The 23,312-nt window shown below is 32.1% G+C and carries 25 protein-coding genes; 9 read left to right on the forward strand and 16 right to left on the reverse strand.

Going from position 1 to position 23,312, the window contains the following annotated elements:
* Positions 1-3: 3 nt before the first annotated feature.
* Positions 4-441 carry a DUF4844 domain-containing protein gene (locus RSE15_RS12570; protein ID WP_324068892.1) on the forward strand — a complete coding sequence of 146 codons (438 nt, stop codon included), beginning with the start codon at positions 4-6 and terminating at the stop codon, positions 439-441.
* Positions 442-474: 33 nt separating this feature from the next.
* Here the strand turns inward: RSE15_RS12570 and RSE15_RS12575 are convergent, their stop codons facing one another.
* From RSE15_RS12575 to truA, 8 genes are all read right to left on the reverse strand, one after another.
* Positions 475-1,449: an MlaD family protein gene (locus tag RSE15_RS12575; RefSeq protein WP_324068893.1), complete on the reverse strand. Its 975-nt coding sequence runs from the start codon at positions 1,447-1,449 to the stop codon at positions 475-477.
* Positions 1,450-1,455: 6 nt separating this feature from the next.
* Positions 1,456-2,199 (reverse strand): ABC transporter ATP-binding protein, encoded by a 744-nt coding sequence (locus tag RSE15_RS12580; protein WP_324068894.1) that lies wholly within the window; start codon positions 2,197-2,199, stop codon positions 1,456-1,458.
* A gap of 1 nt (position 2,200) precedes the next feature.
* Positions 2,201-2,986, reverse strand: coding sequence for an MlaE family ABC transporter permease (locus tag RSE15_RS12585; RefSeq protein WP_324068895.1), 786 nt, complete (start codon positions 2,984-2,986; stop codon positions 2,201-2,203).
* Between the two features lie 231 nt (positions 2,987-3,217).
* Positions 3,218-3,418, reverse strand: a complete 201-nt coding sequence (locus tag RSE15_RS12590; RefSeq protein WP_324068896.1) for an Ig-like domain-containing domain — start codon at positions 3,416-3,418, stop codon at positions 3,218-3,220.
* 437 nt (positions 3,419-3,855) lie between these two features.
* On the reverse strand, positions 3,856-5,091 hold the full coding sequence (locus RSE15_RS12595) for a T9SS type A sorting domain-containing protein (protein WP_324068897.1): 1,236 nt from the start codon (positions 5,089-5,091) through the stop codon (positions 3,856-3,858).
* A gap of 200 nt (positions 5,092-5,291) precedes the next feature.
* Positions 5,292-6,680, reverse strand: a complete 1,389-nt coding sequence (gene lpdA, locus RSE15_RS12600) for a dihydrolipoyl dehydrogenase (protein WP_324068898.1) — start codon at positions 6,678-6,680, stop codon at positions 5,292-5,294.
* A 239-nt stretch (positions 6,681-6,919) separates the two neighbouring features.
* Positions 6,920-8,671 (reverse strand): ABC transporter ATP-binding protein, encoded by a 1,752-nt coding sequence (locus RSE15_RS12605; protein ID WP_324068899.1) that lies wholly within the window; start codon positions 8,669-8,671, stop codon positions 6,920-6,922.
* Between the two features lie 40 nt (positions 8,672-8,711).
* On the reverse strand, positions 8,712-9,458 hold the full coding sequence (gene truA, locus RSE15_RS12610; protein WP_324068900.1) for a tRNA pseudouridine(38-40) synthase TruA: 747 nt from the start codon (positions 9,456-9,458) through the stop codon (positions 8,712-8,714).
* 117 nt (positions 9,459-9,575) lie between these two features.
* Between truA and RSE15_RS12615 the strand changes: the two genes are divergently transcribed.
* Positions 9,576-10,070 (forward strand): metallophosphoesterase family protein, encoded by a 495-nt coding sequence (locus tag RSE15_RS12615; protein ID WP_324068901.1) that lies wholly within the window; start codon positions 9,576-9,578, stop codon positions 10,068-10,070.
* 100 nt (positions 10,071-10,170) lie between these two features.
* On the opposite strand, the gene RSE15_RS12620 is transcribed toward RSE15_RS12615, so the two are convergent.
* Positions 10,171-10,581: a DUF4293 domain-containing protein gene (locus RSE15_RS12620; RefSeq protein WP_324068902.1), complete on the reverse strand. Its 411-nt coding sequence runs from the start codon at positions 10,579-10,581 to the stop codon at positions 10,171-10,173.
* 187 nt (positions 10,582-10,768) lie between these two features.
* On the opposite strand from RSE15_RS12620, the gene rho reads away from it, so the two are divergent.
* Positions 10,769-12,544: a transcription termination factor Rho gene (gene rho, locus RSE15_RS12625; protein ID WP_324068903.1), complete on the forward strand. Its 1,776-nt coding sequence runs from the start codon at positions 10,769-10,771 to the stop codon at positions 12,542-12,544.
* 164 nt (positions 12,545-12,708) lie between these two features.
* Here rho and RSE15_RS12630 read toward each other — a convergent pair whose 3' ends face one another.
* The 5 genes from RSE15_RS12630 to RSE15_RS12650 form a co-directional block, all read right to left on the reverse strand.
* Entirely contained in the window at positions 12,709-13,101 is a 393-nt protein-coding gene (locus RSE15_RS12630) for a DUF1801 domain-containing protein (protein WP_324068904.1), read from the reverse strand.
* 131 nt (positions 13,102-13,232) lie between these two features.
* A complete protein-coding gene (tpiA, locus tag RSE15_RS12635; RefSeq protein WP_324068905.1) occupies positions 13,233-13,982 on the reverse strand; it encodes a triose-phosphate isomerase in 750 nt (249 codons plus the stop codon).
* On the reverse strand, positions 13,982-14,479 hold the full coding sequence (locus RSE15_RS12640) for a TlpA family protein disulfide reductase (protein WP_324068906.1): 498 nt from the start codon (positions 14,477-14,479) through the stop codon (positions 13,982-13,984). Before RSE15_RS12640 ends, tpiA begins: the two co-directional genes overlap by 1 nt.
* Positions 14,480-14,482: 3 nt before the next feature.
* The gene (locus tag RSE15_RS12645; protein ID WP_324068907.1) at positions 14,483-15,556 is read right to left on the reverse strand and encodes a MauE/DoxX family redox-associated membrane protein; all 1,074 of its coding nucleotides are present in this window, start codon (positions 15,554-15,556) and stop codon (positions 14,483-14,485) included.
* Positions 15,557-15,617: 61 nt separating this feature from the next.
* Complete coding sequence (locus RSE15_RS12650) at positions 15,618-16,157, reverse strand: DUF1599 domain-containing protein (protein WP_324068908.1); 540 nt, start codon at positions 16,155-16,157, stop codon at positions 15,618-15,620.
* An 89-nt stretch (positions 16,158-16,246) separates the two neighbouring features.
* Between RSE15_RS12650 and folP the strand changes: the two genes are divergently transcribed.
* The 3 genes from folP to RSE15_RS12665 are packed head-to-tail and all read left to right on the forward strand — an operon-like array spanning position 16,247 to position 18,344.
* Positions 16,247-17,068, forward strand: coding sequence for a dihydropteroate synthase (folP, locus tag RSE15_RS12655; protein WP_324068909.1), 822 nt, complete (start codon positions 16,247-16,249; stop codon positions 17,066-17,068).
* Complete coding sequence (locus tag RSE15_RS12660; RefSeq protein WP_324068910.1) at positions 17,068-17,808, forward strand: hypothetical protein; 741 nt, start codon at positions 17,068-17,070, stop codon at positions 17,806-17,808. The genes folP and RSE15_RS12660 overlap by 1 nt, the downstream gene beginning before the upstream one ends.
* 47 nt (positions 17,809-17,855) lie before the next feature.
* Complete coding sequence (locus RSE15_RS12665; protein ID WP_324068911.1) at positions 17,856-18,344, forward strand: hypothetical protein; 489 nt, start codon at positions 17,856-17,858, stop codon at positions 18,342-18,344.
* Between the two features lie 36 nt (positions 18,345-18,380).
* On the opposite strand, the gene rlmH is transcribed toward RSE15_RS12665, so the two are convergent.
* Both rlmH and RSE15_RS12675 read right to left on the reverse strand, forming a co-directional pair.
* Positions 18,381-18,854 carry a 23S rRNA (pseudouridine(1915)-N(3))-methyltransferase RlmH gene (gene rlmH / locus RSE15_RS12670; protein ID WP_324068912.1) on the reverse strand — a complete coding sequence of 158 codons (474 nt, stop codon included), beginning with the start codon at positions 18,852-18,854 and terminating at the stop codon, positions 18,381-18,383.
* A 68-nt stretch (positions 18,855-18,922) separates the two neighbouring features.
* A complete protein-coding gene (locus RSE15_RS12675; protein WP_324068913.1) occupies positions 18,923-20,392 on the reverse strand; it encodes a TonB-dependent receptor in 1,470 nt (489 codons plus the stop codon).
* A 116-nt stretch (positions 20,393-20,508) separates the two neighbouring features.
* Here RSE15_RS12675 and RSE15_RS12680 point away from each other — a divergent pair, with 116 nt between their 5' ends.
* Genes RSE15_RS12680 through RSE15_RS12690 form a run of 3 tightly spaced genes read left to right on the forward strand, consistent with a single transcriptional unit; the run spans position 20,509 to position 23,293 of the window.
* On the forward strand, positions 20,509-21,273 hold the full coding sequence (locus tag RSE15_RS12680; protein WP_324068914.1) for an MBL fold metallo-hydrolase: 765 nt from the start codon (positions 20,509-20,511) through the stop codon (positions 21,271-21,273).
* Positions 21,274-21,295: 22 nt separating this feature from the next.
* Positions 21,296-21,790 (forward strand): hydrolase, encoded by a 495-nt coding sequence (locus tag RSE15_RS12685; protein WP_324068915.1) that lies wholly within the window; start codon positions 21,296-21,298, stop codon positions 21,788-21,790.
* 15 nt (positions 21,791-21,805) lie between these two features.
* Entirely contained in the window at positions 21,806-23,293 is a 1,488-nt protein-coding gene (locus RSE15_RS12690) for an aminotransferase class V-fold PLP-dependent enzyme (RefSeq protein ID WP_324068916.1), read from the forward strand.
* Positions 23,294-23,312 lie beyond the last annotated feature (19 nt).

Here is a 23,312-nt window from a genome sequence, read left to right on the forward strand (position 1 = left end):
TAAATGAAAAAGTTTACTTTTTTAATTTCAATTATCTTTTTAACGACATTTAATTCATGTGGTCAAAATAAAATTAACACTCCAAATACCGCTATGAGTAAGTTTGAAGAATTTATTTCAAAAGAAAAGTTTTTACCTGATTCGAAAATATTTTATCCGGGAATTGGAGACGAAAAATTGAAACCAATATTAACCGAATTGATAAATGAATCGGCTAAAGATTTTCAAAATGTTGCGAGTAAAGGAATTGCTTCTGATAATGAATACCAAAATGCAATTGAAAAAGGCTTAAAAAGATTCTCAAAAATATATTTAGAATTAGATACAGAAAATCGCGAAAGAATATGCACTTATTACGAAGAGCTAATGGATATCGTTGGATTAGAAAGCTCTGAAGGTCTACTTAATGAATTTATGTATGATTTTGATTTTTCTGAATAAAAAATTTGTTTCAGCAGCTATTTACATCAATAGCTATTTCCCTTGCTTCGCTTTCTCCTTAGCTTGTTTTTTGAAATAGCCTCTAAACAAAAAATTGTGTTTTAAAGCTTCTAAATCTTCATTTAATTTTATACTAGCTTTGTTTACATTTGTAATAGTTGAGTCAATTTGTTGTACAAGTTTAGGATTGTTTGATAAATAATTTATAGCTCCTTTACCTTCTTTGATGTTGGTAATAGTAGCATTCAAATTGGTTACCACTTTATCAATTTCAGTACTCGATTTTTCCAAATTGGTAATTATAGTTTTCATTTGTGATGCCACTTCTTTATCTTTTAAAACGCCAATTACATTGTCTTTTTGATTCAAATCAGCAATCATTTTATTTAAATTAGCTACAGATGCAGTGGTTCCTTTTGTGGTTTCCTTTAAATAATTCATTGTAGCTTTTAAATCTTGCGCCATTAATGAATCTCGAAGAAGTACACCAACGGTTCCGTTTCCTTTGTTGATTTCATGCGTTATTTTTAATAAGTCGGCAGTTAAAAGTGCTGCGTTTTTGTTGGTTACATCTAATGTTTTTAGCATTTCATCAGTGCTAGATTTACTATAAGATTGAATAATATCGCCAGGAATAACAGCATTTTCATTTCCTTTTCCTGGAATAATATTAATAATCATATTACCTACTAATCCGTCAGAACCTATGGTGGCTATGGCATCTTTTTTAATGTGTATTAGCATTTTATCTTCAATGGCCATTGATACATTTATAGTTGTATCATTCACCATTTCAATGCTCTTAACGGTTCCAATATCCATTCCGGCATATCTAACGTTATTTCCTACTTGTAAGCCGCTTACATTGCCAAAAACCGCTTTTAGGTTACTTGTATTACCAAATAAATTTTGCTTATTTCCCACAAAATAGATTGCTGCTAAAAAAAATAGCGAACCTATAATGATAAATAAACCCAATCGTATTTTTTGTCGATCTGTTTTTTCCATACTATTTTATTTAAAAAAGGCTTGCACTTTCGGATCGTTTGAAGCGTTTAATTCATCAAAAGTCCCTTCAATATAGTTAATTCCATCTATTAATAAAACCATTCGATTTGCGATTGCTTTGGCACAATCTACATCATGCGTAATGATAATAGAGGAAGTATTGTATTTTTCTTGAATGGATTGCATCAAAAGTATAATTTCTTTTGAAGTTATTGGGTCTAAACCTGTTGTAGGCTCGTCGTATAAAATTATTTTTGGTTTTAGTATTAAGGTTCTAGCTAAGGCAATTCTACGTTTCATACCGCCAGAAAGTTCATTTGGCATTAAGTCAATTGCGCTTGCTAAACCTACACTTTCTAATGCTTCCATAACTAACGGAGTGGTGTCATCAATTTTGCCAAATTTTTTGGTGTGTCTTCGTAATGGGAATTCTAAATTTTCTCGAACTGACATTGAATCATATAAGGCACTTCCTTGAAAAAGAAAGCCAATTTCGGTGCGAAGTTCGTCAATTTCCTCGCGTTCAAGCATATTAATCTCTTTGTTCATTACAAAAATAGAGCCACTATCGGGTGTTTCTAATCCAATAACACATTTAATCATCACCGATTTTCCAGAACCTGATTTCCCCATTACTACCAAGTTTTCTCCTTCGTTTAAAACCATATGAAAGCCATTTAAAACGGTGTTGGTTCCAAAAGTTTTATGCAAATCTTTTATTACTATTATGGGCTCTTTTTTTGTTTCCATATTACATGTCATAAAAAATGTTGGTTACAAAAACGGCAATAAAATCAATTACAAATAGGAGCATAGAGGTATAAACAACTGCTTCATTGGCTGCTTTTCCAACGCCAGCCGTGCCTTTTTTACAATAATACCCTTTGTAGCAACCTATTAATCCAATGGCAAAACCAAAGAAAAATGTTTTTAAGGTTGCCGGAATAAGATCGCTAAATTCTAATATATTAAAAACTTGATTAAAGTAAAGTTGAAACGATACATTGTCTTTTACATTTTCCACTAAATAGGAACCATAGATAGCCAACACATCGCCAAAAATAACTAACAGCGGCAACATTAGACTAGTAGCTAGAATTCGGGTTATGACTAAATATTTAAACGGATTGGTGCCTGAAACTTCCATAGCATCTATTTGTTCGGTAACTTTCATAGAACCTAATTCGGCTCCAATACCCGATCCAATTCTTCCCGCGCAAATTAAAGCGGTGATGATTGGACCAATTTCTCTAATTATAGAAACACTCACCATGGAAGCCATCCAAGAAACAGCTCCAAACTCTTGCAAGGTAGGTCGCGACTGTAACGTGAAAACCAATCCAATAATAAATCCCGTTACCCCAACTAAAAATAGTGAACGGTTACCAATATAATAGCATTGGCGTAAGAATTCTTTAAATTCGTAGGGTGGAAATAGAAATTCTCTAAAAAATCGACCTGCAAAATAAGATATTTCGCCAATTTCTTTTAAGAAAGATTTTATCATTTCAATTATGTTTGCGAAATACTGTTTCATAATTTTTTGATGATAATTTTTGTAAAGTACTTACCAAAGGTAGTGATTTTTTATAACAAAATAAGGCTCTTTAACGCCTAACTTGTTAAAAAAAATCCGATTTGAATTCAAATCGGATTTTTTAATATTTATTTTATGATATCTATAATTATAGTTCTATTATAAAATCGTTCTTCAGGATATTTATTTTCAAAAGGTGCTACTTTTTCGTTTTCACCTTCACCATAGATTTTAAATTGAAGGGTTCATTTCCTCATTAAAAGTAACCGTGATTACTTGATTAAGAGGTATGTTTGTAGCCGCTTTATCTGGATTTTTATCAATGATCATTGGGCACATCCCAGCAGTCTCTTGAAAATCATCTTCTGCGCAACAAATAATTAAAGTAGCTAAAACTATCGCAATAGTTACTAGAACGTTTTTTTGTTTCATTGTTTAAATATTTATGAAACAAAGGTTAGTCAATTTTAGCCTTTAAATGTTATACTATTTAGGTTATTAATTACATAAATCAAGGATCTAATTGAAATTTAATGAGTTAATTTTTTAGAAATTTATACCGTTGAAACCATTATTTTTGTGCCATTTACTGCTTAATTATTTGAATGTACTGTTTTAAAAAATAAATTCTCTAGGGAAATTAATCAATTTCCCTAGAGAAATAAATAAATTTTTGTACAGAAAACATATAAATTCTCTAGAGAAATTGAAATAAAGATGCAGTTTTATAGTATATTTTTTACTATAAAACTGAATCATTTTTGTAACCACACTAAAGGATTATTTTGAATTGTCTTGACCATAAAAAAATACATTTTTGTGTAAAACTATTTCATTACATGATACTATTTTGTTTATGTAATTATAGCTTATTCAACAATAATTTTTTTATTTTCATTAAATGAATTCGACTTGAGGTTGATAATATAAACACCTTTTTTAAAATGATTTACATCAATTTTTTGTCCATTTTGAATCGTGCCTTTTTGAACCGATTTTCCTATTAGATCAAAAATTTCGTATTCAGAATCTGAGTTATTGAAATGTACAGTCAACATGTCTTTAGTTGGATTAGGATGAATAGTAATTGAGTTTAAAAAATTTTCAGTATTTCCTAATATTCCAAAACGGGTTAATGCATAATCATAATTGTCGGCTTCAATTTCTATAATTGTGTTTTGTGGTAAAGCTTGATTTACGAGTTGATTGGTAATTGTATTGTATCTATATAATCTTTGTTGGTTATCTAAATCAATAGCAATAAAAACCAATGTTTCAGTTGCTTGATCATATGTTCTGTTGAAAACCTGAAGTCCTGTAACTTCTACTATATTTACTAAGTTAGAAACCTCTCCAGTTTCAGAATTTAATATACCTACATTTAAAGTAGAAGTACTGGTGTTTGAATTAAATTGTGGGTATATGATATAAATATTATTTTGTTCATTACTGTATTCTAAGCCAATATTTCCAATGATATTTGGTCCAGACAAAGGGGTAACGTTATAAGAGAAGCCATTAGTTGTAATTGTCGATTTGACTAATTTTTTTACATTTTCATCTTGTGTAATAAAATAGAATATTTTGTTGTCTGAATCATAGCAACTTCCATCTGGAAATAGAATTCCTATATCATTACTATTATAATAACCCAAATTTGTAGATAACTGTGTTGTTGGATTGTAACGATTTAAATAAACATTATTTTCTTGATCAGAATCATAAGAATAGAGAAAACCATTTTGCATATCAACTTCTCCCGATCCATTATTAACACTAGTTACTTCGTTTAATGTAATAGTATTATTTTGAGTGTTATATTTTAGCAACTTACTAACGTAGTTATTATTTTCATTTAGTAGAATCCTTGAATAGTACTCTCCATTATTAGAATTATATATTGAAGAGCCTCCCAAAACACCGACATAATCAACGGGAATTACATTTGTAAAATTTGTTTGACCAGCATTCCATTTGACAAGGTTATCAATAGTTTGACCATTAGAAGTAAAGCCAATTAATTTAATTACTTCTTGAGAATGCGAACAATGTATTGAAATGATATGCAATAATCCAATAACTAATATATATATATACTTTTTCATACGTTAATTATTTATAATAGTTACAAATTTATTAATTTGTTTTATGTTATTTAATAAAAATTAAACAAATTTAACATAAATTAATTTTCATATCATTATTTACTTTATGCTTTGAGGAATATGATTAAATAAAAATCCGACCTGCTTTCACAAATCGGATTTAATCTATATTTTAAAATCTATTTTCTTTGTTCTAAAGACTACAAGTGAATCACTTCACCGTAAGCATCAGCTACAGCTTCCATCACCGCTTCACTCATGGTAGGGTGTGGGTGCACTGCTTTTAAGATTTCGTGTCCTGTAGTTTCTAATTTACGAGCTACAACAGCTTCTGCAATCATATCGGTAACGCCGGCACCAATCATGTGGCAACCTAACCATTCGCCGTATTTAGCATCAAAAATTACTTTTACAAATCCGTCAGGCGTTCCTGCTGCTTTTGCTTTTCCTGAAGCTGAGAATGGGAATTTACCTACTTTGATTTCGTATCCTTTTTCTTTCGCTTGTTTTTCAGTCATACCCACAGAAGCAATTTCTGGAGTTGCATACGTACAACCTGGAATGTTTCCGTAATCTAACGCTTCCACGTGTAAACCTGCAATTTTTTCCACACATAAAATACCTTCTGCAGAAGCAACGTGCGCTAAAGCTTGTCCTGGCGTTACATCACCAATAGCGTAGTAACCAGGAACGTTAGTTTGGTAATATGCGTTTACTAAGATTTTATCTCTATCGGTAGCAATACCTGTTTCTTCTAATCCGATGTTTTCGATGTTGGTTTTAATTCCAACTGCTGATAATAAGATATCCGCTTCTAAAACTTCTTCTCCTTTAGCGGTTTTAACGAATGCTTTTACTCCGTTTCCAGAAGTATCAATTCGTTCCACAGAAGCGTTGGTCATGATAGAAACGCCTGCTTTTTTCATAGAGCGTTCCATTTGTTTTGAAATATCTTCGTCTTCTACAGGAACAATGTTTGGCATAAATTCTACAATCGTCACTTCTGTTCCCATTGCGTTATAAAAATGTGCAAACTCAACTCCAATCGCACCAGAACCTACAACAATCATTTTCTTTGGTTGCTCAGGTAACGTCATTGCTTGGCGGTATCCAATTACTTTTTTACCATCTTGTGGTAAGTTTGGCAATTCGCGAGAACGCGCTCCTGTTGCAATAATGATATGATCTGCAGTATATTCAGTTACTTTTCCGTCAGCAGCTGTTACATCTACTTTTTTACCTGGTTTTACTTTTCCAAAACCATCAATCACATCAATTTTATTTTTCTTCATTAAGAATTGAACACCTTTGCTCATTCCTTCTGCAACGTCTCTAGAACGTTTTACAACAGCGTTGAAGTCTTTATCAAATGCGGTAACAGTTAATCCATAATCGGAAGCATGTTTTAGGTAATCAAAAACTTGAGCCGATTTTAATAATGCTTTCGTTGGAATACAACCCCAATTTAAACAAATTCCACCCAAATTTTCTTTTTCAATAACGGCTACTTTAAAGCCTAATTGTGATGCTCTAATAGCAGTTACATAACCACCAGGACCACTTCCTAAAACTATGATATCGTATTTCATTTTTATAAAGTATTTCAGTTTTATTTATAAGTTGCGAATTTAAGGAAATAAAATTAAATAAACTTCAAAATTCAAATTCCAAAATTCAAATAAATTATAATTTTAGGAACACAGATTTAATAAATTTTAAAAATTACTAAAATTTATTAAATCTGTGTTCCTAAGAAAAAATGTTAGTTCAAGTTATGTTTGACAGCATGATAAACTGTGACTGCGACTGAAGACTGCGACTAAGATAACTATTCAACTTCAACAGCAAACTGTGAATCATACAACTTCTTGTAATATCCATTTGCTTTCGTTAATAATTCTTGATGCGTGCCTTGTTCCACGATTTGACCTTTGTCCATTACGATTATTTTGCTAGCATTTACAATGGTTGCCAAGCGGTGAGCAATAACAATAGAAGTTCTGTCTTTGGTAATGGTTTCTGTAGCTTTTTGAATTAATTCCTCAGAATGCGTGTCTATCGATGAGGTTGCTTCATCTAAAATTAAAATACTTGGATTACTTACATACGCTCTCAAAAAAGCAATCAATTGGCGCTGTCCTGAAGATAGCATCACGCCACGTTCTTTTACGTTGTAATCGTAACCTTCCGGTAAGGTCATAATGAAATCGTGCACACCAATTTTTTTAGCTGCAGCAATTACATCTTCTCTCGAAATGGCTTCGTTATGCAAGGTGATGTTGTGATAAATGGTATCCGCAAACAAGAAAACATCTTGTAAAACAATGGCAATTTGTTTGCGAAGACTTTCTAAAGTATATTCGTTGATGTTTCGGTTATCAATAGTAATTTCACCCGAATTAATTTCGTAAAAACGATTCAATAAATTAATGATGGTCGATTTTCCAGCACCTGTACTTCCAACTATGGCTATGGTTTCACCGGGTTGTACTTGAAGATTAATTCCTTTTAAAACTTCTTCATTTGCAATGTAGCTAAAACGTACTTCTTTTAATTCAATTAATCCTTTAAAATGACTAACTGTTACAGTCCCGTTTTCTTGAACATTTTCATCTTTTTCCAAGATTTCAAATACTCTATCGGCTGCAATAATTCCCATTTGCATGACATTAAATTTATCCGCAATTTGGCGTAAAGGGTTAAATAACATGTTGATTAACATGGTGTATGCAAATAAATCACCAACAGTTGTTACAGTATCTCCATTCATTATTGAAATACCTGCATAAAATACAATGCCCCCAAGGGTTAAAGAGGAAACAATATCGGCAATAGGGAAGAAGATGGAGTTATATAAAATATTTTTTAACCATGCCACATTGTGTTTTTGATTGATTTCTTTGAATTTTTCTAATTCAATAGCTTCTCTATTAAACAATTGCACAATTTTCATTCCGGTTAATCGTTCCTGAACGAAAGTATTTAGATTGGCAATTTCGTTTCGAACATCATTAAAAGCCACCTTCATCTTCTTTTGAAAAATATCCGTTGCGTAGATTAAAACAGGCATGGCTAATAGTACAATAATGGATAGTTTCCAGTTCATGAAAAACATGATACCTAAAATAACAATCATTTTCAGTACATCACTCACAATCATAAACAATCCTTGACTAAAAATACTAGCAATCGATTCAATGTCTGAAACCGAACGAGTTACTAGTTTTCCAACGGGCTCATTATCAAAATATTTCATTTTAAATGAGGCAATATGATGGAATAATTTTTCACGAATATCTTTTATAATATCTTGTCCTAACCAGTTGGCCCAATATGTAAAATAAAATTGAGCTACTACTTCTAGTAAAAGAACTGTTGCCATGATAATTACATACAATAATAAACCATGTTTATCTTCGGGTTTGATGTATTGGTCAACGGTCTGTTTTAGTAAATACGGGCGTGCAGCGGCAAAAATTGAAAGTAAAATAGCCCAAACAATCACCCAATTGAACCTTTTTTGGTAAGGCTTCGCATAGTGCAATACTTTTTTTAGTGAATTGGATTTGATGAACTTCATTTATCTATTTTCTATATACTTTGTTCTATTTTTCTAAAATCTATTTTCTGTCTTCAATATACGGATACCTAACATTAACTAAATATAAGCCGTGTGCTGGCACTGAAAACCCTGCTTTTCCTCGGTTTTTACTTTCTATGATACTGCGTAAATCGGATACATCAATTTTTCCTAACCCTATGTTTACCATAGTTCCTACAATTGCTCTTACCATATTGCGCAAAAATCGATCGGCAGTGATGGTAAAGATAAGCTGATTTCCCGATTGTTTCCAATGTGCTTCCGAAATTTTACAATTAAACGTATTAACATCGGTATGTACTTTAGAGAAACACTCAAAATCAATGTATTCAAATAAAATTTTACACGCTTCATTCATTTTTTCTAAATCCAATGAATGGGAGTGATACCAACTTCCATCACTAATAAAAGCATCTTTAAAAGTATGCATGTAATATTCGTAGGTTCTTGATGTGGCATCAAAACGCGCATGAGCCTCTTCGGACACTTTAAAAATACGAAATACTACAATCGATGGCGGTAAAAATGAATTCAATTTATGTGACCAATAATCAGAATCTAATGCTAATTCGGTTTCAAAATGAGCGTACATTTGCTTAGCATGTACACCTGAATCAGTTCTACCGGCACCTACAATCGCTATAGTTTCTCTGAATAAAGTAGAAAGTGCTTTTTCCAAAGTTTCCTGTACCGAAGCGGCGTTAGGTTGACTCTGAAATCCGTGGAAGTTTTTTCCGTTGTAAGCAAATTCTATGAAATATCTCAAAATATAGTGGTCAGTGTTCTGTATTTAGTGTTCAGCTTTTTTAATAAGATGCAAATTTACAAAATTCAAAAGTAAAGTTCCTTCCAAATTGTGATAATAAAAACTTAATTTTGTCATATGAAGAAAATTCTATTGTTGTCTGACACCCATAGCTACATTGATGATGCTATTTTGAAATACGTCAACCAAGCTGATGAAGTTTGGCATGCAGGCGATATTGGCGATTTAGCAGTTACAGATGCCATTAAAAAGTTAAAACCACTTCGAGGGGTTTATGGCAATATAGATGATGACAAAGCGCGAATGGAATTTCCATTAAACAATCGTTTTTTCTGTGAAGGAGTAGAGGTTTGGATTACGCATATTGGTGGTTATCCTGATAAATACAACCCTGCAATTCGTGCTGAAATTACTAAAAATCCTCCGAAGTTATTTATTTGTGGACATTCTCATATTCTAAAAGTGCTATTTGATAAAAAATTGAATTTATTACACATGAACCCAGGAGCTTGCGGAAAATATGGTTTTCATCAAGTAAGAACCTTGTTACGTTTTGAAATCGATGGCGATAAAATACAGAGTTTGGAGGTTATTGAACTAGGGAAGAAGTAGTGTTTAGTATTCAGTCGCAGTTTTCAGTTTAAATAAACAAAAAAATCCGAAACTTTCGCTTCGGATTTTTTCTTCGCACTAATAAACTAAGATGATAGGTTTATCGTAATCGATCAACAGATTTTACGAGATCTTCGTCCTTTTTTATTGCCTTGTTTGCCAAGACTAATAAAACGATAGAAATTGCAGGAAGAAACATCCCAATACCCTTCTCTGAAACAAACGTTTCTCCGGATAAGTTTAGCGAGCGATACACAAAAAATCCTAGTAAAATAAAGTTAAATATCATGTTCAATCTGTTTAAAACAAATTGATGTTGTCTCTTTTTAAAATTAAAAATACTATAAATAGCTAAAACGGTTGACAATACAAACAGACTAATATAAATAAGTGAAGAAGTAAAAAAAACGTCGACTTTATTTTTATCTGTCCATAATTCAAAAACAAAAGGTAGTCCACCAGTAACAATTGCGCTGGCTAACATATAAAGTGATTGAATGCGTTGTAACATTATTTTCTTTTTTGATAAAGCAAAAATAGTATTTCTTTTTAATTTAAACTATTGTTATTTCCAAATTTATTCGTACTATTGCATAGTATTAGTCGTAAGTACTTCATTCTGCGACACCTTACACTACAAAAAAAATCTTATCATTTTTTGTTTTTAATCAACCAACAATTTTATTCAAAATATATCCATGTTTGATATTGAAGTATTAAAAGAGATGAAACTCTCTGATTTGCAAGAAATTGCAAAAGTAGCTAAGATTAATAAATACCGTTCGCTTAAAAAAGACGATTTAGTATATCAAATCTTAGACTTACAAGCAGCCAAACCCGAAGTTATAAAATCGGAAATTCCTATTGAGAAATTGGCTGAACAACCCAAAGAAAAAAGAGCAAGAATTCTTCCGAAAAAAGAAGTTAATCAAGCGCCAAAAATTAAAAAAGACTTGTTTTCGCAGCCCTTGAAAGAATTACCAGAGGAAGTAATTCCAGTAAAAGAAGAAGCTATCGAAGAAATTAAAGTAGTAGAAACGAAAGAATTTGCTTCGAAACCAAACAATAAATTACCTCGCAAAGATTTTAAAGACAAAAAACCTTTGCCACAAAAAGCAGTACGAGAAGAGGTATCTAAAGTAGAACCAATTGCTAAAGAAACTCCAGAAGCAGCTGAAACGGTTCAAAACGATAAAAATTTGCCCAAAAATCCAAATTATAAGGCAAACCAAAATAATCCCAATCATCCTGACTACAAAAAGAACGTTAGTAATGAAGGAACGAATGGGAACAACGGAAATTCCAACAAAAATCCCCATCAAAATAAAAAACCTAATTTTAGAGAACCAGATTATGAGTTCGATGGAATTATTGAAAGTGAAGGTGTTTTAGAAATGATGCCGGATGGCTACGGATTTTTACGTTCGTCTGATTATAACTATTTGGCGTCACCAGATGATATTTATTTGTCTACCTCTCAAATTCGTTTGTTTGGATTAAAAACGGGTGATACTGTAAAAGGAGTGGTGCGTCCTCCAAAAGAAGGTGAAAAATATTTTCCTTTGGTGAAAGTATTAAAAATCAACGGCCATGACCCACAAGTAGTTCGTGATAGAATTTCGTTTGAGCATTTAACACCAGTTTTCCCAACAGAAAAATTCAATTTAGCGGATAGAAATAGTACTATTTCAACTCGTATTATTGATTTGTTTTCTCCAATTGGAAAAGGACAACGTGGAATGATTGTTGCCCAACCAAAAACAGGTAAAACCATGTTGTTGAAAGATGTTGCAAATGCTATTGCAGCCAATCATCCAGAGGTTTACTTGATTGTTTTATTAATTGACGAACGTCCTGAAGAGGTAACCGATATGCAACGTAGTGTGCGTGGTGAGGTAATTGCTTCAACTTTTGATAGAGAGCCACAAGAACACGTTAAAATTGCAAATATTGTGTTAGAAAAAGCAAAACGTTTAGTAGAATGTGGTCACGATGTCGTGATTTTATTAGATTCAATCACTCGTTTAGCTAGAGCATACAATACTGTACAACCAGCTTCTGGAAAAATATTAAGTGGTGGAGTAGATGCGAATGCGTTACAAAAACCAAAACGTTTCTTTGGAGCAGCTCGTAATGTAGAAAACGGTGGTTCGTTAAGTATCATTGCAACTGCATTAACTGAAACTGGTTCTAAAATGGACGAAGTTATCTTTGAGGAATTCAAAGGAACAGGTAACATGGAATTACAGTTGGATAGAAGAATTTCTAACAAGCGTATTTTCCCTGCTATCGACTTGGTTTCTTCAAGTACACGTCGTGATGATTTATTATTAGACGAAAATACGATTCACAGAATGTGGATCATGCGTAAATATTTAGCCGATATGAACCCAGTAGAAGCTATGGACTTTATTCACGATAGATTTAAGAAAACACGAAACAACGAAGAATTTCTAATTTCGATGAATCAATAAAAACAAAAACTCCGATGAAAATCGGAGTTTTTTTATGATCTTTATTTTTGATACTATCAAAATGTATTTGAAATTAAAATAACTTCTTTTGCTAACGCTCGCATCACGCTCCTTTATATATATGGATGAGTTTAACGCTCGCATTAACATTGTTTAATATTAGTCTACTTCAACCTTTCTAAAACTCCTTTTCGTTTTACAATATTCTTGTAATCCCACTGAATTGCTTTAGCTTTTTGGAGCCAATTTTTTAAATCTGTAGAATTGATTTCATCTGCTGAATTATAAAAAATAGAAGCATCTTCAAATTTACCACCTAACACATTCAGTTTATCTTCTTCAAATGATTTTCCACTCCAAAACATCAATCGGATTCCTGGTTTTTGTTTGCTATACCCCACAATTGGATTATCTTCTAAAAACCAAACCGGATGGGCGTGCCAAATTTTACTTTCAGCTTCAGGTAAATGAAAGCTAATTTGTTCAGCTAGTAAATTACAAATCAATTGTACTTCTGCTGATTGTGAGTTATTATAAGCTTGCACATCTAAATTCATAAGAATTTTGTTTAAATCAAAAATAATAAAAACTCCGAGAAGTATCGGAGTCTTTAACTACTATATTAGAAATACTTATTTAAGAAATTTTAAAATCTGTGTAAATCAGTTAAATCTGTGTTCCAACAAAATTAAAACCCATTCACAATAGCTAAAAAATCATCAGCTTTTAAAGCGGCTCCACCAATTAAGCCACCATCAACATCAGGTTTTGAGAAGATTTCTTTGGCATTGTCTGGTTTTACACTTCCTCCATATAAAATAGTTAGGTCGTCAGCAATGGCAAATCCGTATACTTTTTCTACTAAAGTTCTGATGAATTTATGCATTTCTTGTGCTTGCTCTGGAGAAGCTGTTTCTCCGGTTCCTATCGCCCAAACAGGCTCATAAGCTAAAACAATATTTGCCCAATCTTTCTTTTCTAAATGGAACAATCCATCGCGAAGTTGATTTTCAACAATAGTAAAATGATTGTTAATTTGACGATCTTTTAATTCTTCACCAAAACAGAAAATAACACGCATTTCGTGTTTTAATGCGGTGTCTACTTTATTTGCTAACAAAGCATCGGTTTCATGAAAATACGCACGTCTTTCGCTGTGACCTAAAATTACGGTGTTCACGCCAATATCAGTTAACATTCCTGCGGCAATTTCACCAGTAAAAGCACCACCTTCTGCTTGGTGCATGTTTTGTGCGGCTACGGTAATTTCGTTTCCATTTGTAATTTCAACAGCTTTAGATAGGTTTACAAAGGTTGGTGAAACAATTATTTCAGCACTTGTAGTTGTTTTTTTTGCAATAATTTCTTCTAATAATGCAACAGTTTCTTTTTGATTTTTGTGCATTTTCCAGTTTCCAGCAACAATATTTTTTCTCATTATTTTAACGATTCTAAAGTTTTAATTAATTTTTCATCATCGGCTTCAATTACTTTATAAAGGGCAATTTTTCCAGTTTTATCTACAATCATGTATCTTGGAATCCAATCCAAACTAATCGATTTACCAAAAACACCTTTCATTCCATCTGAAGTTAAGTAATGTTCTCCTTTTACGTCATATTTGGCAATACCTTTTAACCAAGCTTCATACGTTTTATCCATAGAAATGAATAAGTAAGTAGCATCTGGATATTTTTCTTGCAAGGCTTTTACTTTTGGCATTCCTTTGATACAATCAGAGCACCATGAAGCCCAAACATCGATTAAAATCGTTTTTCCTTCGTATTTTTTAAGAATTTCTGCAAACATAATCGGTTGGTTTTCGGTAGTAACCATTACGTTTTCTAGTCCCTCTTTTTTAAAAGTAGTTTCTTTTTTTTGAGCACATCCTAAAGTGCTGATTAGCATTGTAGCTAAAACGAATATTTTTTTCATAGTTTATTTTTTTAATTCCGAATACGGTTTTTTTATTAGTTTTTTGAATTCGGTACCATTGAATTTATTATCACTAATTCCGTCGTAATATTTGAATTCGTTGCCATTCCATAGATATTTCACACCCGGTGTATCTCTTCCAGTTCCTAATTCAGTCCAAAACGGAATTACATCAATCATTTTATAAGGAAATTTAGTGCCTGCAAATTCGAAGAATGTCGGAATTTTCTCTGGTTCTTCGTTCATGAAAATTACGAAAACAGGAGGGAAGTTCTTGTCTTTTTTACGCATTTCGTTCAATTCTTTGGCAGTATCCATGCAGTGATCGCAACCTGGAACAAAGTAGCACAGAATCTTTTTATCAGTATCAATCCCTGGGAAGTATTTTTCGTAACCCGATTTTACTTTCTTTGGAGCGTCTTCGGTTTTCTTTTCTTCTATTTTTTTAATGGTGTCTTTAGTTGTGGTTGTAATAGGTTCTTCAATAGTTAATAAGGAAGTAGAATCTACAACAACGCCTAAATTTTCTTGAACTTCAGAAGTTGGTTCTTCAATAACTTCTGCAACTGGACGAATTGGCGCTAACATGAAAAGGGCTAAAATACAACCCAATCCAACCGATTTCAACAGCCAAAAGTTCGATTTTCCATCAGCAGGAGCCAATTTGAATAACCAAATTAATAATCCAATTGCAATGATGTTTTTAATGATTGCTTCCACGGGTGTCATGGGAAGTAATTCTCCAAAACAACCACAATTACCAGCATTTCCACTTACAAAAGTGGTGTAACTTAAATGTATTACAAAAACGGCTAACAATAAAATGGTTGCTGGAATCGTAATTTTTTTCAAGTAATCTTTTAGCAGAATAGAAATTCCTAAAGCAAATTCAATCCCAATTAAAATTCTTGAAAAATAGGGTGCAATGCCTTCCGAAAACCCTAATGGATACAATTGTTTCACTTCAAAAGTGGAGATTGCAAAATAGGGAGAAGGATATAATTTAGCTACTGCAGAAACAATAAATAAGGCTGAAATGATGAGGCGTAAAATCCAAATTATGTTTTCTTTCTTCATGTTCAATTTTTAATTTTTATAAAAATACAACTTACTAAAAAGCTATTGTGTTAACAACTTGTTATTTGTTTTCCATTAAAATTAAGGCAAAAACCGAATAGTTAATCATGTCTTGATAATTCGCATCAATACCTTCAGAAACTAATGTTTTTCCTTTATTGTCTTCGATTTGCTTTATGCGCAGTAACTTTTGAATAATTAAATCGGTTAAAGAACTGATTCGCATATCGCGCCAAGCTTCACCATAATCATGGTTTTTGTTCTCCATTAAGCTTTTAGTTGTAGCGATTTTTTCATCATACAATCTAATTGCTTCATCGGCCGATAAATCAGGTTGTTTGGCAATTCCTTTATCCATTTGAATTAAAGCCATAGCAGAATAATTGATAATTCCAATGAACTCTGAAGTTTCATCTTCGTCTACTTTGCGTACTTCATTTTCTTGCAAACCACGAATTCTTTGTGCTTTAATAAAAATTTGATCAGTTAAAGAAGGTAAACGTAAAACACGCCAAGCAGTGCCATAATCATGTGCTTTTTTTGAAAATAAATCGCGACAAACCGCTATAACTTTATCATATTGTTGAGAAGTATTCGACATTATTTACTGTATATTTGTGTGAAATTTTACCAAAAGTAATGAATTAAGTCAAAAGTGAAAAGTCAAAAGTAAAAAGATATAGAAATAAAATGACAATCAATTGTAATAGTAGACTTATCGATTTAAACTTGCCAAAAGTAATGGGGATTTTAAATGTGACACCCAATTCGTTTTATGACGGAGGTAAGCACAATGAAATCAATTCGATTATGCATCAAGTAGATAAAATGCTGTCGGAAGGTGCTGATTTTATTGATATTGGCGCGTATTCGAGTAAACCAAGTGCCGAATTTGTTTCGGAAGAAGAAGAAATCAAACGTTTGGTTCCAATAATTAAAGAATTGGTTGATCATTTCCCATCTATTGTTTTATCCGTAGATACTTTTCGAGCAAATGTTGCTAAGGTTGCAGTGGAACATGGGGCAGGAATAATAAATGATATTTCGGCGGGTTTATTAGATGAAAAAATGTTGGAAACCGTTGCTGATTTGAAAGTGCCCTACATTATGATGCACATGCGAGGCAATCCGCAAACTATGCAAAGTCTAATGAATTACGAAGATATTGTAAAGGAAATGATTTTCTATTTTTCGGAACGCATTCAAAAGGCGAGAAGTTTCGGAATTTCAGATATAGTGATTGATCCTGGATTTGGCTTTGCTAAAACGTTAGAACAGAATTACGAAGTGTTACATAAAATGGAATTGTTTTCAATGTTAGAATTACCATTATTAGCAGGAATTTCAAGAAAATCGATGATTTATAAAGTGTTAGAAAATTCGCCTCAAGAAGCTTTGAACGGAACTTCGGTTTTAAATACGATTGCCTTACAAAAAGGAGCTAAAATCCTAAGAGTGCACGATGTAAAAGAAGCGGTGGAATGTATTAAATTAGTAAGTAAATTAAAATAATGATTAAGAAATTAGTTGCTATTGTTGCCTTGATGGGTTTGTTTTCTTGTAATAATGAAGAAGTTTTATTGCCACAAGAAAGTGTTTCGGTTATGAAAGATATAACGGATCATTCACCAATTTACATGTTCTTTAAAACGGAAGAAAATCCAGATGACAAAGAAAAATTAGACACCATCATTGAGGTTAATCGTAAAAATTCGATTTCTTCTACCAATTGGGTTTTTAATATCGACAAACGTTTGCCTTTGAAATTAGTCATTCCAGAACTAATGGAATTGCAGGACAAGAAGAAAAGTAGTTCGCATTCAAAATCAGGAACAATGAATGTTTTTACTTATTCAGATAGTGTGGCAAAAAATTTAGCTTTTTTTCCATTTACAGATGTTCAATTTAAATACAGCAAGCATTTTTCTAAATTTTTCATTAAAAAACACGCCGAACATTATAGAAATTATCACAATTTCACGGTAAATTTTAATAAAGACAATAAAATTACAGTGGATGGAAACGATATTTCGCGTGAAGAATTTATCGATTTTATCAAAGAATTTGCCGATTTTACTAGTGATGGTAAAATTACGATGCTGCACTTGAATTTTGATAACCGCTTAACGTATGACGAATACATTCAAAATAAAATTTTGGCATGGAAAGCAACAAACAATGAAATTCAATTGTCTTCTTTTGAGTTTGTGTATGATGAGAAGAAATTGCCAGAATGTGGGTGTAAGTTGTAGGTTGGGAGTAGGAAGTAGGGAGTTTTCAAAATGAGTAAATAGGTTTTATGAAGTACATTTTTCTTTTAATTTTATTATCAAATTTTAATTCAATTGCTCAAGTTACTGAGGGTGAAATTTTATTTGAAAATAATATCAAGTTACATTGGACAATAAAAACTTTTAACGAAAAGGAACATCAAATTAAAATTTGTAAAAACGATTTTGGTGTTCAATATATTTGTGCAATTGATAATGCTATTTGGTATGGCTCAGATATTCCTGTAGATAAGCCTAAAAATCAATTGACTAATTTGGTTTTAGAAATTGGAAAAAATAAGATTATTTTGGATGTCTCATCAATGTTTAATCCAAATTTCAGTGGCGAATTATCAAAACATCAATTTAAAATTGTAAAAGAAGGAAATCAATATATTTTATATGGTTTCTTTTCTGATGGAGCAGGAACTTATACAGCACATTGGAAAATTGTTGATACTATTACGATAAGAGCAGTTATATCTAATTTAGAAGAATATTTTTCTTGGCAAAATTAACGACTTAAAAACTCCCAACTTCCTACTTCCAACTCCCTACTGATGATGATACGGTTCATTTCTCAAAATCGTAAATCCTCTATAAATTTGTTCGATTACAAATAATCGTACCATTTGATGTGAAAACGTCATTTCTGATAACGAAACTTTGCCTTGTGCTTTTTGGTAAACAGTTTCGCTAAATCCATACGGACCGCCGATTACAAATACTAACGTTTTAGTTCCAGCATTCATTTTCTTTTGTAAAAAGTCCGAGAAACCAACACTGCTCAAGGTTTTTCCGTTTTCATCTAGTAAAATTAAATGATCGGTTGGGGTGATTTTGGATAAAATCAATTCGCCTTCCTTTTCTTTTTGTTGGGCTTCCGATAAATTTTTTACGTTTTTGATATCCGGAATAATTTCCAAATCAAATTTCACGTAAAACGACAATCGCTTGGTGTAATCATCAATTAAGGTTTGTAACGATTTATTATCGGTTTTCCCAATAGTTAAAAGGCGGATGTTCATAGGATTAGTTTTTGCAAAAATAATAGCGTAAAACGAAAAATCACTCTTTTTAGGAGTGATTTTCTATATTATTCAATTTTCTCTACTTCTTTAAAATCGACTTCGCAAGCGTAAGAGAAAAGTTTTTCTTTCTTAATGATATCAGCAGTTCCTTCAGGAAGCATTTCTTCCCAACCAGTTTCGCCTTTACAAATCATTTTAAGTATTTTTCTGGAGAAAATATCTAAGTTCTTTTCTTCGTAATCTTTAATGTCAATTACTTTTCCGTTGAATTTAAAGAACTTATACAATTCTTTCATTCGTGGGTGTACTTTTAAGTTTTCAGAAGTAACAACATTTCCATTGTCATCTTTCATCGGATATAAATACACTTTTAAATCGCGATAAAATAATTTACCAAAGGCTTCTAAAATTCCACCAGATAAATGACGGTAATATTTTTCATCGAAAATTTCCACTAAATTATTAACACCCATGGCTAATCCCATACGCGCTTTAGAATAATTTGAGAAATATTCTACTACTTTGAAATACTCTTGGAAATTAGAAATCATTACGTTTTTACCTAAATTACAAAGTAATTCGGCTCTATCTAAGAAATCGCGTTCGTCAATTTCTCCTTCTGCTTTTAAGTTGGAAAGCGTAATTTCAAAAACAACAAACGTATTTTCTTCTGCTACTTTATTTTCTTTAATAAACATGTTGTATGATTCTTCATACATATCCATATTTACTTTAGTAACGGGTCTAAAACTTCCTCTTAAAGCTAAGATGTTTTTCTTGTATAAAACCGCTGCTGGAAGTATGTTTTTTCCATCAGGACCAAACATTACGGCATCTGTCATGCCATTTTTAACCAATTGCAAACTCATCAAACGATTGTCAACATTAGCAAAACGTGGACCTGAGAAATTTACCGTATCAATTTCTAATTGATCTTTATCTAAATGGTCGTATAAATAACGAAGTAATTTTTTTGGATCGTTGTATTTGTAAAAAGCGCCGTAAATCAAGTTTACCCCTAAAATCCCTAAGGTTTCTTGTTGTAATTTGGCATCATTTTCTTTAAATCGGATGTGAAGAATAATTTCGTTATAATCTTCATCGGGTTCAACTTGATATACAATTCCTACCCAACCATGTCCTTTAAATTGTTTTGCAAAATCAATCGTAGCTACGGTATTTGCGTAACTAAAGAACAATTTATTAGGATGTTTGTCTCGGCTTAAACGTTGTTCTACAAGATTAATTTCATGTGTTAACATTTTACGAAGACGACTTTCAGTTACATAACGACCGTCTGCTTCTTCGCCATAAATAGCATCGCTAAAGTCTTTGTCATATGCTGACATTGCTTTTGCAATAGTACCAGAGGAAGCTCCAGCTCTAAAAAAGTTACGCACTGTTTCTTGTCCTGCACCAATTTCAGCAAACGTTCCATAGATGTTTTCATTAAGGTTGATTCTTAATGCTTTATCTTTAATGGAAGGGATTTGCTCAATCTCTTTATCTCCGCGAACTTTAATATCTGTAACCATGGTTTTTATTAAAATAAATTTGAGTAAATTGTTAAAACAACGAACTCCTCTTGCAAAGTTAATCATTTTATAAAAACTACCATAATTATTGTTATTTTTGTGCAAAAGATAAAGCAGTGAAAATTTACTTTTTAGGAACCGGAACCTCTCAAGGAATTCCAGTAATTGGAAGTCATCATTCCGTTTGTTTGAGTACAGACAAAAAAGACAACAGATTACGTGTTTCGGTATGGGTTGAAACCGATGCAAATTCTATTGTGATTGATTGTGGTCCCGATTTCAGACAACAAATGCTCAATTCGAAATGTCCTAAAATTGATGCTTTGTTATTTACTCATGAACATGCCGACCACACTGCGGGTTTAGATGATATTCGTCCGTTCTTTTTCAAACAAGGCGCAATTGCAATTTATGCACACAATAGAGTACTTAAAAACTTGGAAAAAAGATTCGATTATATTTTTGAAACCGAAAATAAATATCCAGGCGCTCCATCTGTCACAGAAAATGAAGTGATTCAAAACATCCCGTTTATTGTAAATAAAGAAGAGATTATTCCAATTAATGCTTACCATGGTTCATTGCAAGTTTTTGGATACCGCATTCAAGATTTTGTGTATTTGACCGATGTTAAAACAATGGAATCATCTGAAATTAAAAAAACAAAGAATTGTAACATTTTAGTTGTTAATTGTTTGCGAGAAGAATCACATGCAACACATTTTAATTTAGAAGAAGTTTTACATTTCATATCTTTGGTGCAACCAAAAACAACGTATTTGACACACATTAGCCATTTGTTTGGTTTTCACGAAGAAATTCAGAAAAAACTACCCGAAAATGTTTTTGTGGCTTATGATAATTTAGAAATAACGATTTAACCTTATATAATTGAAAAGAATTATGAAAAATGTAATATTATATGCTTTAATTTTCTCTTTATTGTTTAATGTATTTCAATACATTAACTCTACTAAAATTTTAGAAGCTAAAGATAAAGAAGTGGTTAAAGTAAAAGACCGTCTTAAAATATCTAGAGATTCTGTGTTTACTTTGGCCAATGCAAATTATTTTGCCTTAGAAAGTGACCAAGATGCACAAGAGTATTTTTATTCCAATGGTTTAGATTATCAAAAAACAGCAATTAAAGTTAAAGAAGACTTAATTACTTTAAACGAAAATAAGAACGGAAACAAGTTGGTACCTTATGAGCCCATTAATGGAAAACCATTTTTGATCAATACATCTAAAGTATTAAATCATAGATGGATTATTGCAGAATTTTCAAATGGTGATTTTTGGGGGCAAATTCTCGTAAAATATTTTGTTTCGGAAGGAAAGACTACTGAATTTGAGACTGTAGAAACAGTTCTTTATGAAAAACAAACGAAAGAGTAATTTAAATACAAATCAATGTCTACTACCGCTACTAAAACCCAATTAGAATGTTATTTTGAGCAATTTAGAAACGACATAATTGGTATCAATCAAAATTTTAAATCACCTTTTGGCGACAAAAAGATTATATATACTGATTGGACAGCCAGTGGAAGATTGTATCGTCCAATAGAAGACAAATTAATAAATGATTTTGGTCCTTTTGTAGCCAATACCCACACGGAAACTTCCGTTACAGGAACTGCTATGACAATGGCCTATCACGAAGCACGTCATATCATCAAACATCATGTAAATGCTTCTCAGACGGATATTTTAATTACTGATGGAACCGGAATGACAGGTGTGGTGAATAAATTTCAACGTATATTAGGACTACGAATTCCAGAAAATTTAAAAGAATTTACAGCAATTCCAAGCGAGTTGAAACCAATCGTTTTTATTTCACACATGGAGCATCATTCTAACCAAACCTCATGGTTAGAAACCATTGCAGATGTAGTGGTAATTCCTGCAGATGAAAATGGGTTGTTTTGCATCAACCAATTAAAGATTTTATTAGAAAAATACAAAGACAGAAGTTTTAAAATAGCATCAATTACATCTTGTTCAAACGTAACCGGAATAAGAACACCATATCATGAAGTGGCAAAACTAATGCATCAAAATAGCGGAGTTTGCTTTGTGGATTTTGCTTGTTCGGGTCCGTATGTGAATATAAACATGCATCCAGAAGATGCTGAAAGTTATTTAGATGCAATCTTCTTTTCACCACATAAATTTTTAGGAGGACCTGGTACTTCGGGTGTTTTGATTTTTAATAAAAATTTATATAAAAACAACGTTCCAGATTGTCCTGGTGGCGGAACAGTAAGTTGGACAAACCCTTGGGGTGAGCACAAATACATTGATAATATTGAAGATAGAGAAGATGGTGGAACTCCAGGTTTTTTACAAGTAATGAAAACCGCTTTAGCAATTCAGTTGAAGGAAAAAATGGGTGTTCAGAATATTTTAGACCGCGAACATGAGTTGGTGGATTATATTTTTTCGGAATTAAATTCAATTGATAATTTACATATTCTTGCCAATCAACATCAAGATAGGTTAGGGGTTATTTCATTTTATATTGATGACTTACACTTTAATTTAGGCGTAAAATTATTAAATGATAAATTCGGAATTCAAACCCGTGGTGGTTGCAGCTGTGCAGGAACTTACGGACATTATTTGTTACACGTAGATCAAGAAACTTCGCACGATTTGGTTTGTAAAATTTCATCTGGAGATTTAATTCAAAAACCAGGATGGATTCGCATGTCAATTCACCCAACGACTACTTCTGAAGAGATTGAATTCGTGTGTAACAATATTAAGGCACTAGCTGCCAATCACAAAGAATGGGGTGTAGATTACGAATACAATCCAAAAACCAACGAATTTGTTCATAAAAATGCCAAAAATGACATTCAAGAAATGGTTCATAATTGGTTTAAGGTATGAAAAAAAGGAAAGCTCAGTA

The sequence above is a fragment of the Flavobacterium sp. genome, assembly GCF_035195345.1.
Taxonomy (GTDB): domain Bacteria; phylum Bacteroidota; class Bacteroidia; order Flavobacteriales; family Flavobacteriaceae; genus Flavobacterium.

Excerpts from the sequence above, each read along its gene's own strand:
- RSE15_RS12570 (WP_324068892.1), top strand. The coding sequence starts at position 4 with ATGAAAAAGTTTACTTTTTTAATTTCAATTATCTTTTTAACGACATTT.
- RSE15_RS12575 (WP_324068893.1), bottom strand. The coding sequence starts at position 1,449 with ATGGAAAAAACAGATCGACAAAAAATACGATTGGGTTTATTTATCATT.
- RSE15_RS12580 (WP_324068894.1), bottom strand. The coding sequence starts at position 2,199 with ATGGAAACAAAAAAAGAGCCCATAATAGTAATAAAAGATTTGCATAAA.
- RSE15_RS12585 (WP_324068895.1), bottom strand. The coding sequence starts at position 2,986 with ATGAAACAGTATTTCGCAAACATAATTGAAATGATAAAATCTTTCTTA.
- RSE15_RS12590 (WP_324068896.1), bottom strand. The coding sequence starts at position 3,418 with ATGAAACAAAAAAACGTTCTAGTAACTATTGCGATAGTTTTAGCTACT.
- RSE15_RS12595 (WP_324068897.1), bottom strand. The coding sequence starts at position 5,091 with ATGAAAAAGTATATATATATATTAGTTATTGGATTATTGCATATCATT.
- lpdA (WP_324068898.1), bottom strand. The coding sequence starts at position 6,680 with ATGAAATACGATATCATAGTTTTAGGAAGTGGTCCTGGTGGTTATGTA.
- RSE15_RS12605 (WP_324068899.1), bottom strand. The coding sequence starts at position 8,671 with ATGAAGTTCATCAAATCCAATTCACTAAAAAAAGTATTGCACTATGCG.
- RSE15_RS12615 (WP_324068901.1), top strand. The coding sequence starts at position 9,576 with ATGAAGAAAATTCTATTGTTGTCTGACACCCATAGCTACATTGATGAT.
- RSE15_RS12620 (WP_324068902.1), bottom strand. The coding sequence starts at position 10,581 with ATGTTACAACGCATTCAATCACTTTATATGTTAGCCAGCGCAATTGTT.
- rho (WP_324068903.1), top strand. The coding sequence starts at position 10,769 with ATGTTTGATATTGAAGTATTAAAAGAGATGAAACTCTCTGATTTGCAA.
- RSE15_RS12630 (WP_324068904.1), bottom strand. The coding sequence starts at position 13,101 with ATGAATTTAGATGTGCAAGCTTATAATAACTCACAATCAGCAGAAGTA.
- tpiA (WP_324068905.1), bottom strand. The coding sequence starts at position 13,982 with ATGAGAAAAAATATTGTTGCTGGAAACTGGAAAATGCACAAAAATCAA.
- RSE15_RS12640 (WP_324068906.1), bottom strand. The coding sequence starts at position 14,479 with ATGAAAAAAATATTCGTTTTAGCTACAATGCTAATCAGCACTTTAGGA.
- RSE15_RS12645 (WP_324068907.1), bottom strand. The coding sequence starts at position 15,556 with ATGAAGAAAGAAAACATAATTTGGATTTTACGCCTCATCATTTCAGCC.
- RSE15_RS12650 (WP_324068908.1), bottom strand. The coding sequence starts at position 16,157 with ATGTCGAATACTTCTCAACAATATGATAAAGTTATAGCGGTTTGTCGC.
- folP (WP_324068909.1), top strand. The coding sequence starts at position 16,247 with ATGACAATCAATTGTAATAGTAGACTTATCGATTTAAACTTGCCAAAA.
- RSE15_RS12660 (WP_324068910.1), top strand. The coding sequence starts at position 17,068 with ATGATTAAGAAATTAGTTGCTATTGTTGCCTTGATGGGTTTGTTTTCT.
- RSE15_RS12665 (WP_324068911.1), top strand. The coding sequence starts at position 17,856 with ATGAAGTACATTTTTCTTTTAATTTTATTATCAAATTTTAATTCAATT.
- rlmH (WP_324068912.1), bottom strand. The coding sequence starts at position 18,854 with ATGAACATCCGCCTTTTAACTATTGGGAAAACCGATAATAAATCGTTA.
- RSE15_RS12675 (WP_324068913.1), bottom strand. The coding sequence starts at position 20,392 with ATGGTTACAGATATTAAAGTTCGCGGAGATAAAGAGATTGAGCAAATC.
- RSE15_RS12685 (WP_324068915.1), top strand. The coding sequence starts at position 21,296 with ATGAAAAATGTAATATTATATGCTTTAATTTTCTCTTTATTGTTTAAT.
- RSE15_RS12690 (WP_324068916.1), top strand. The coding sequence starts at position 21,806 with ATGTCTACTACCGCTACTAAAACCCAATTAGAATGTTATTTTGAGCAA.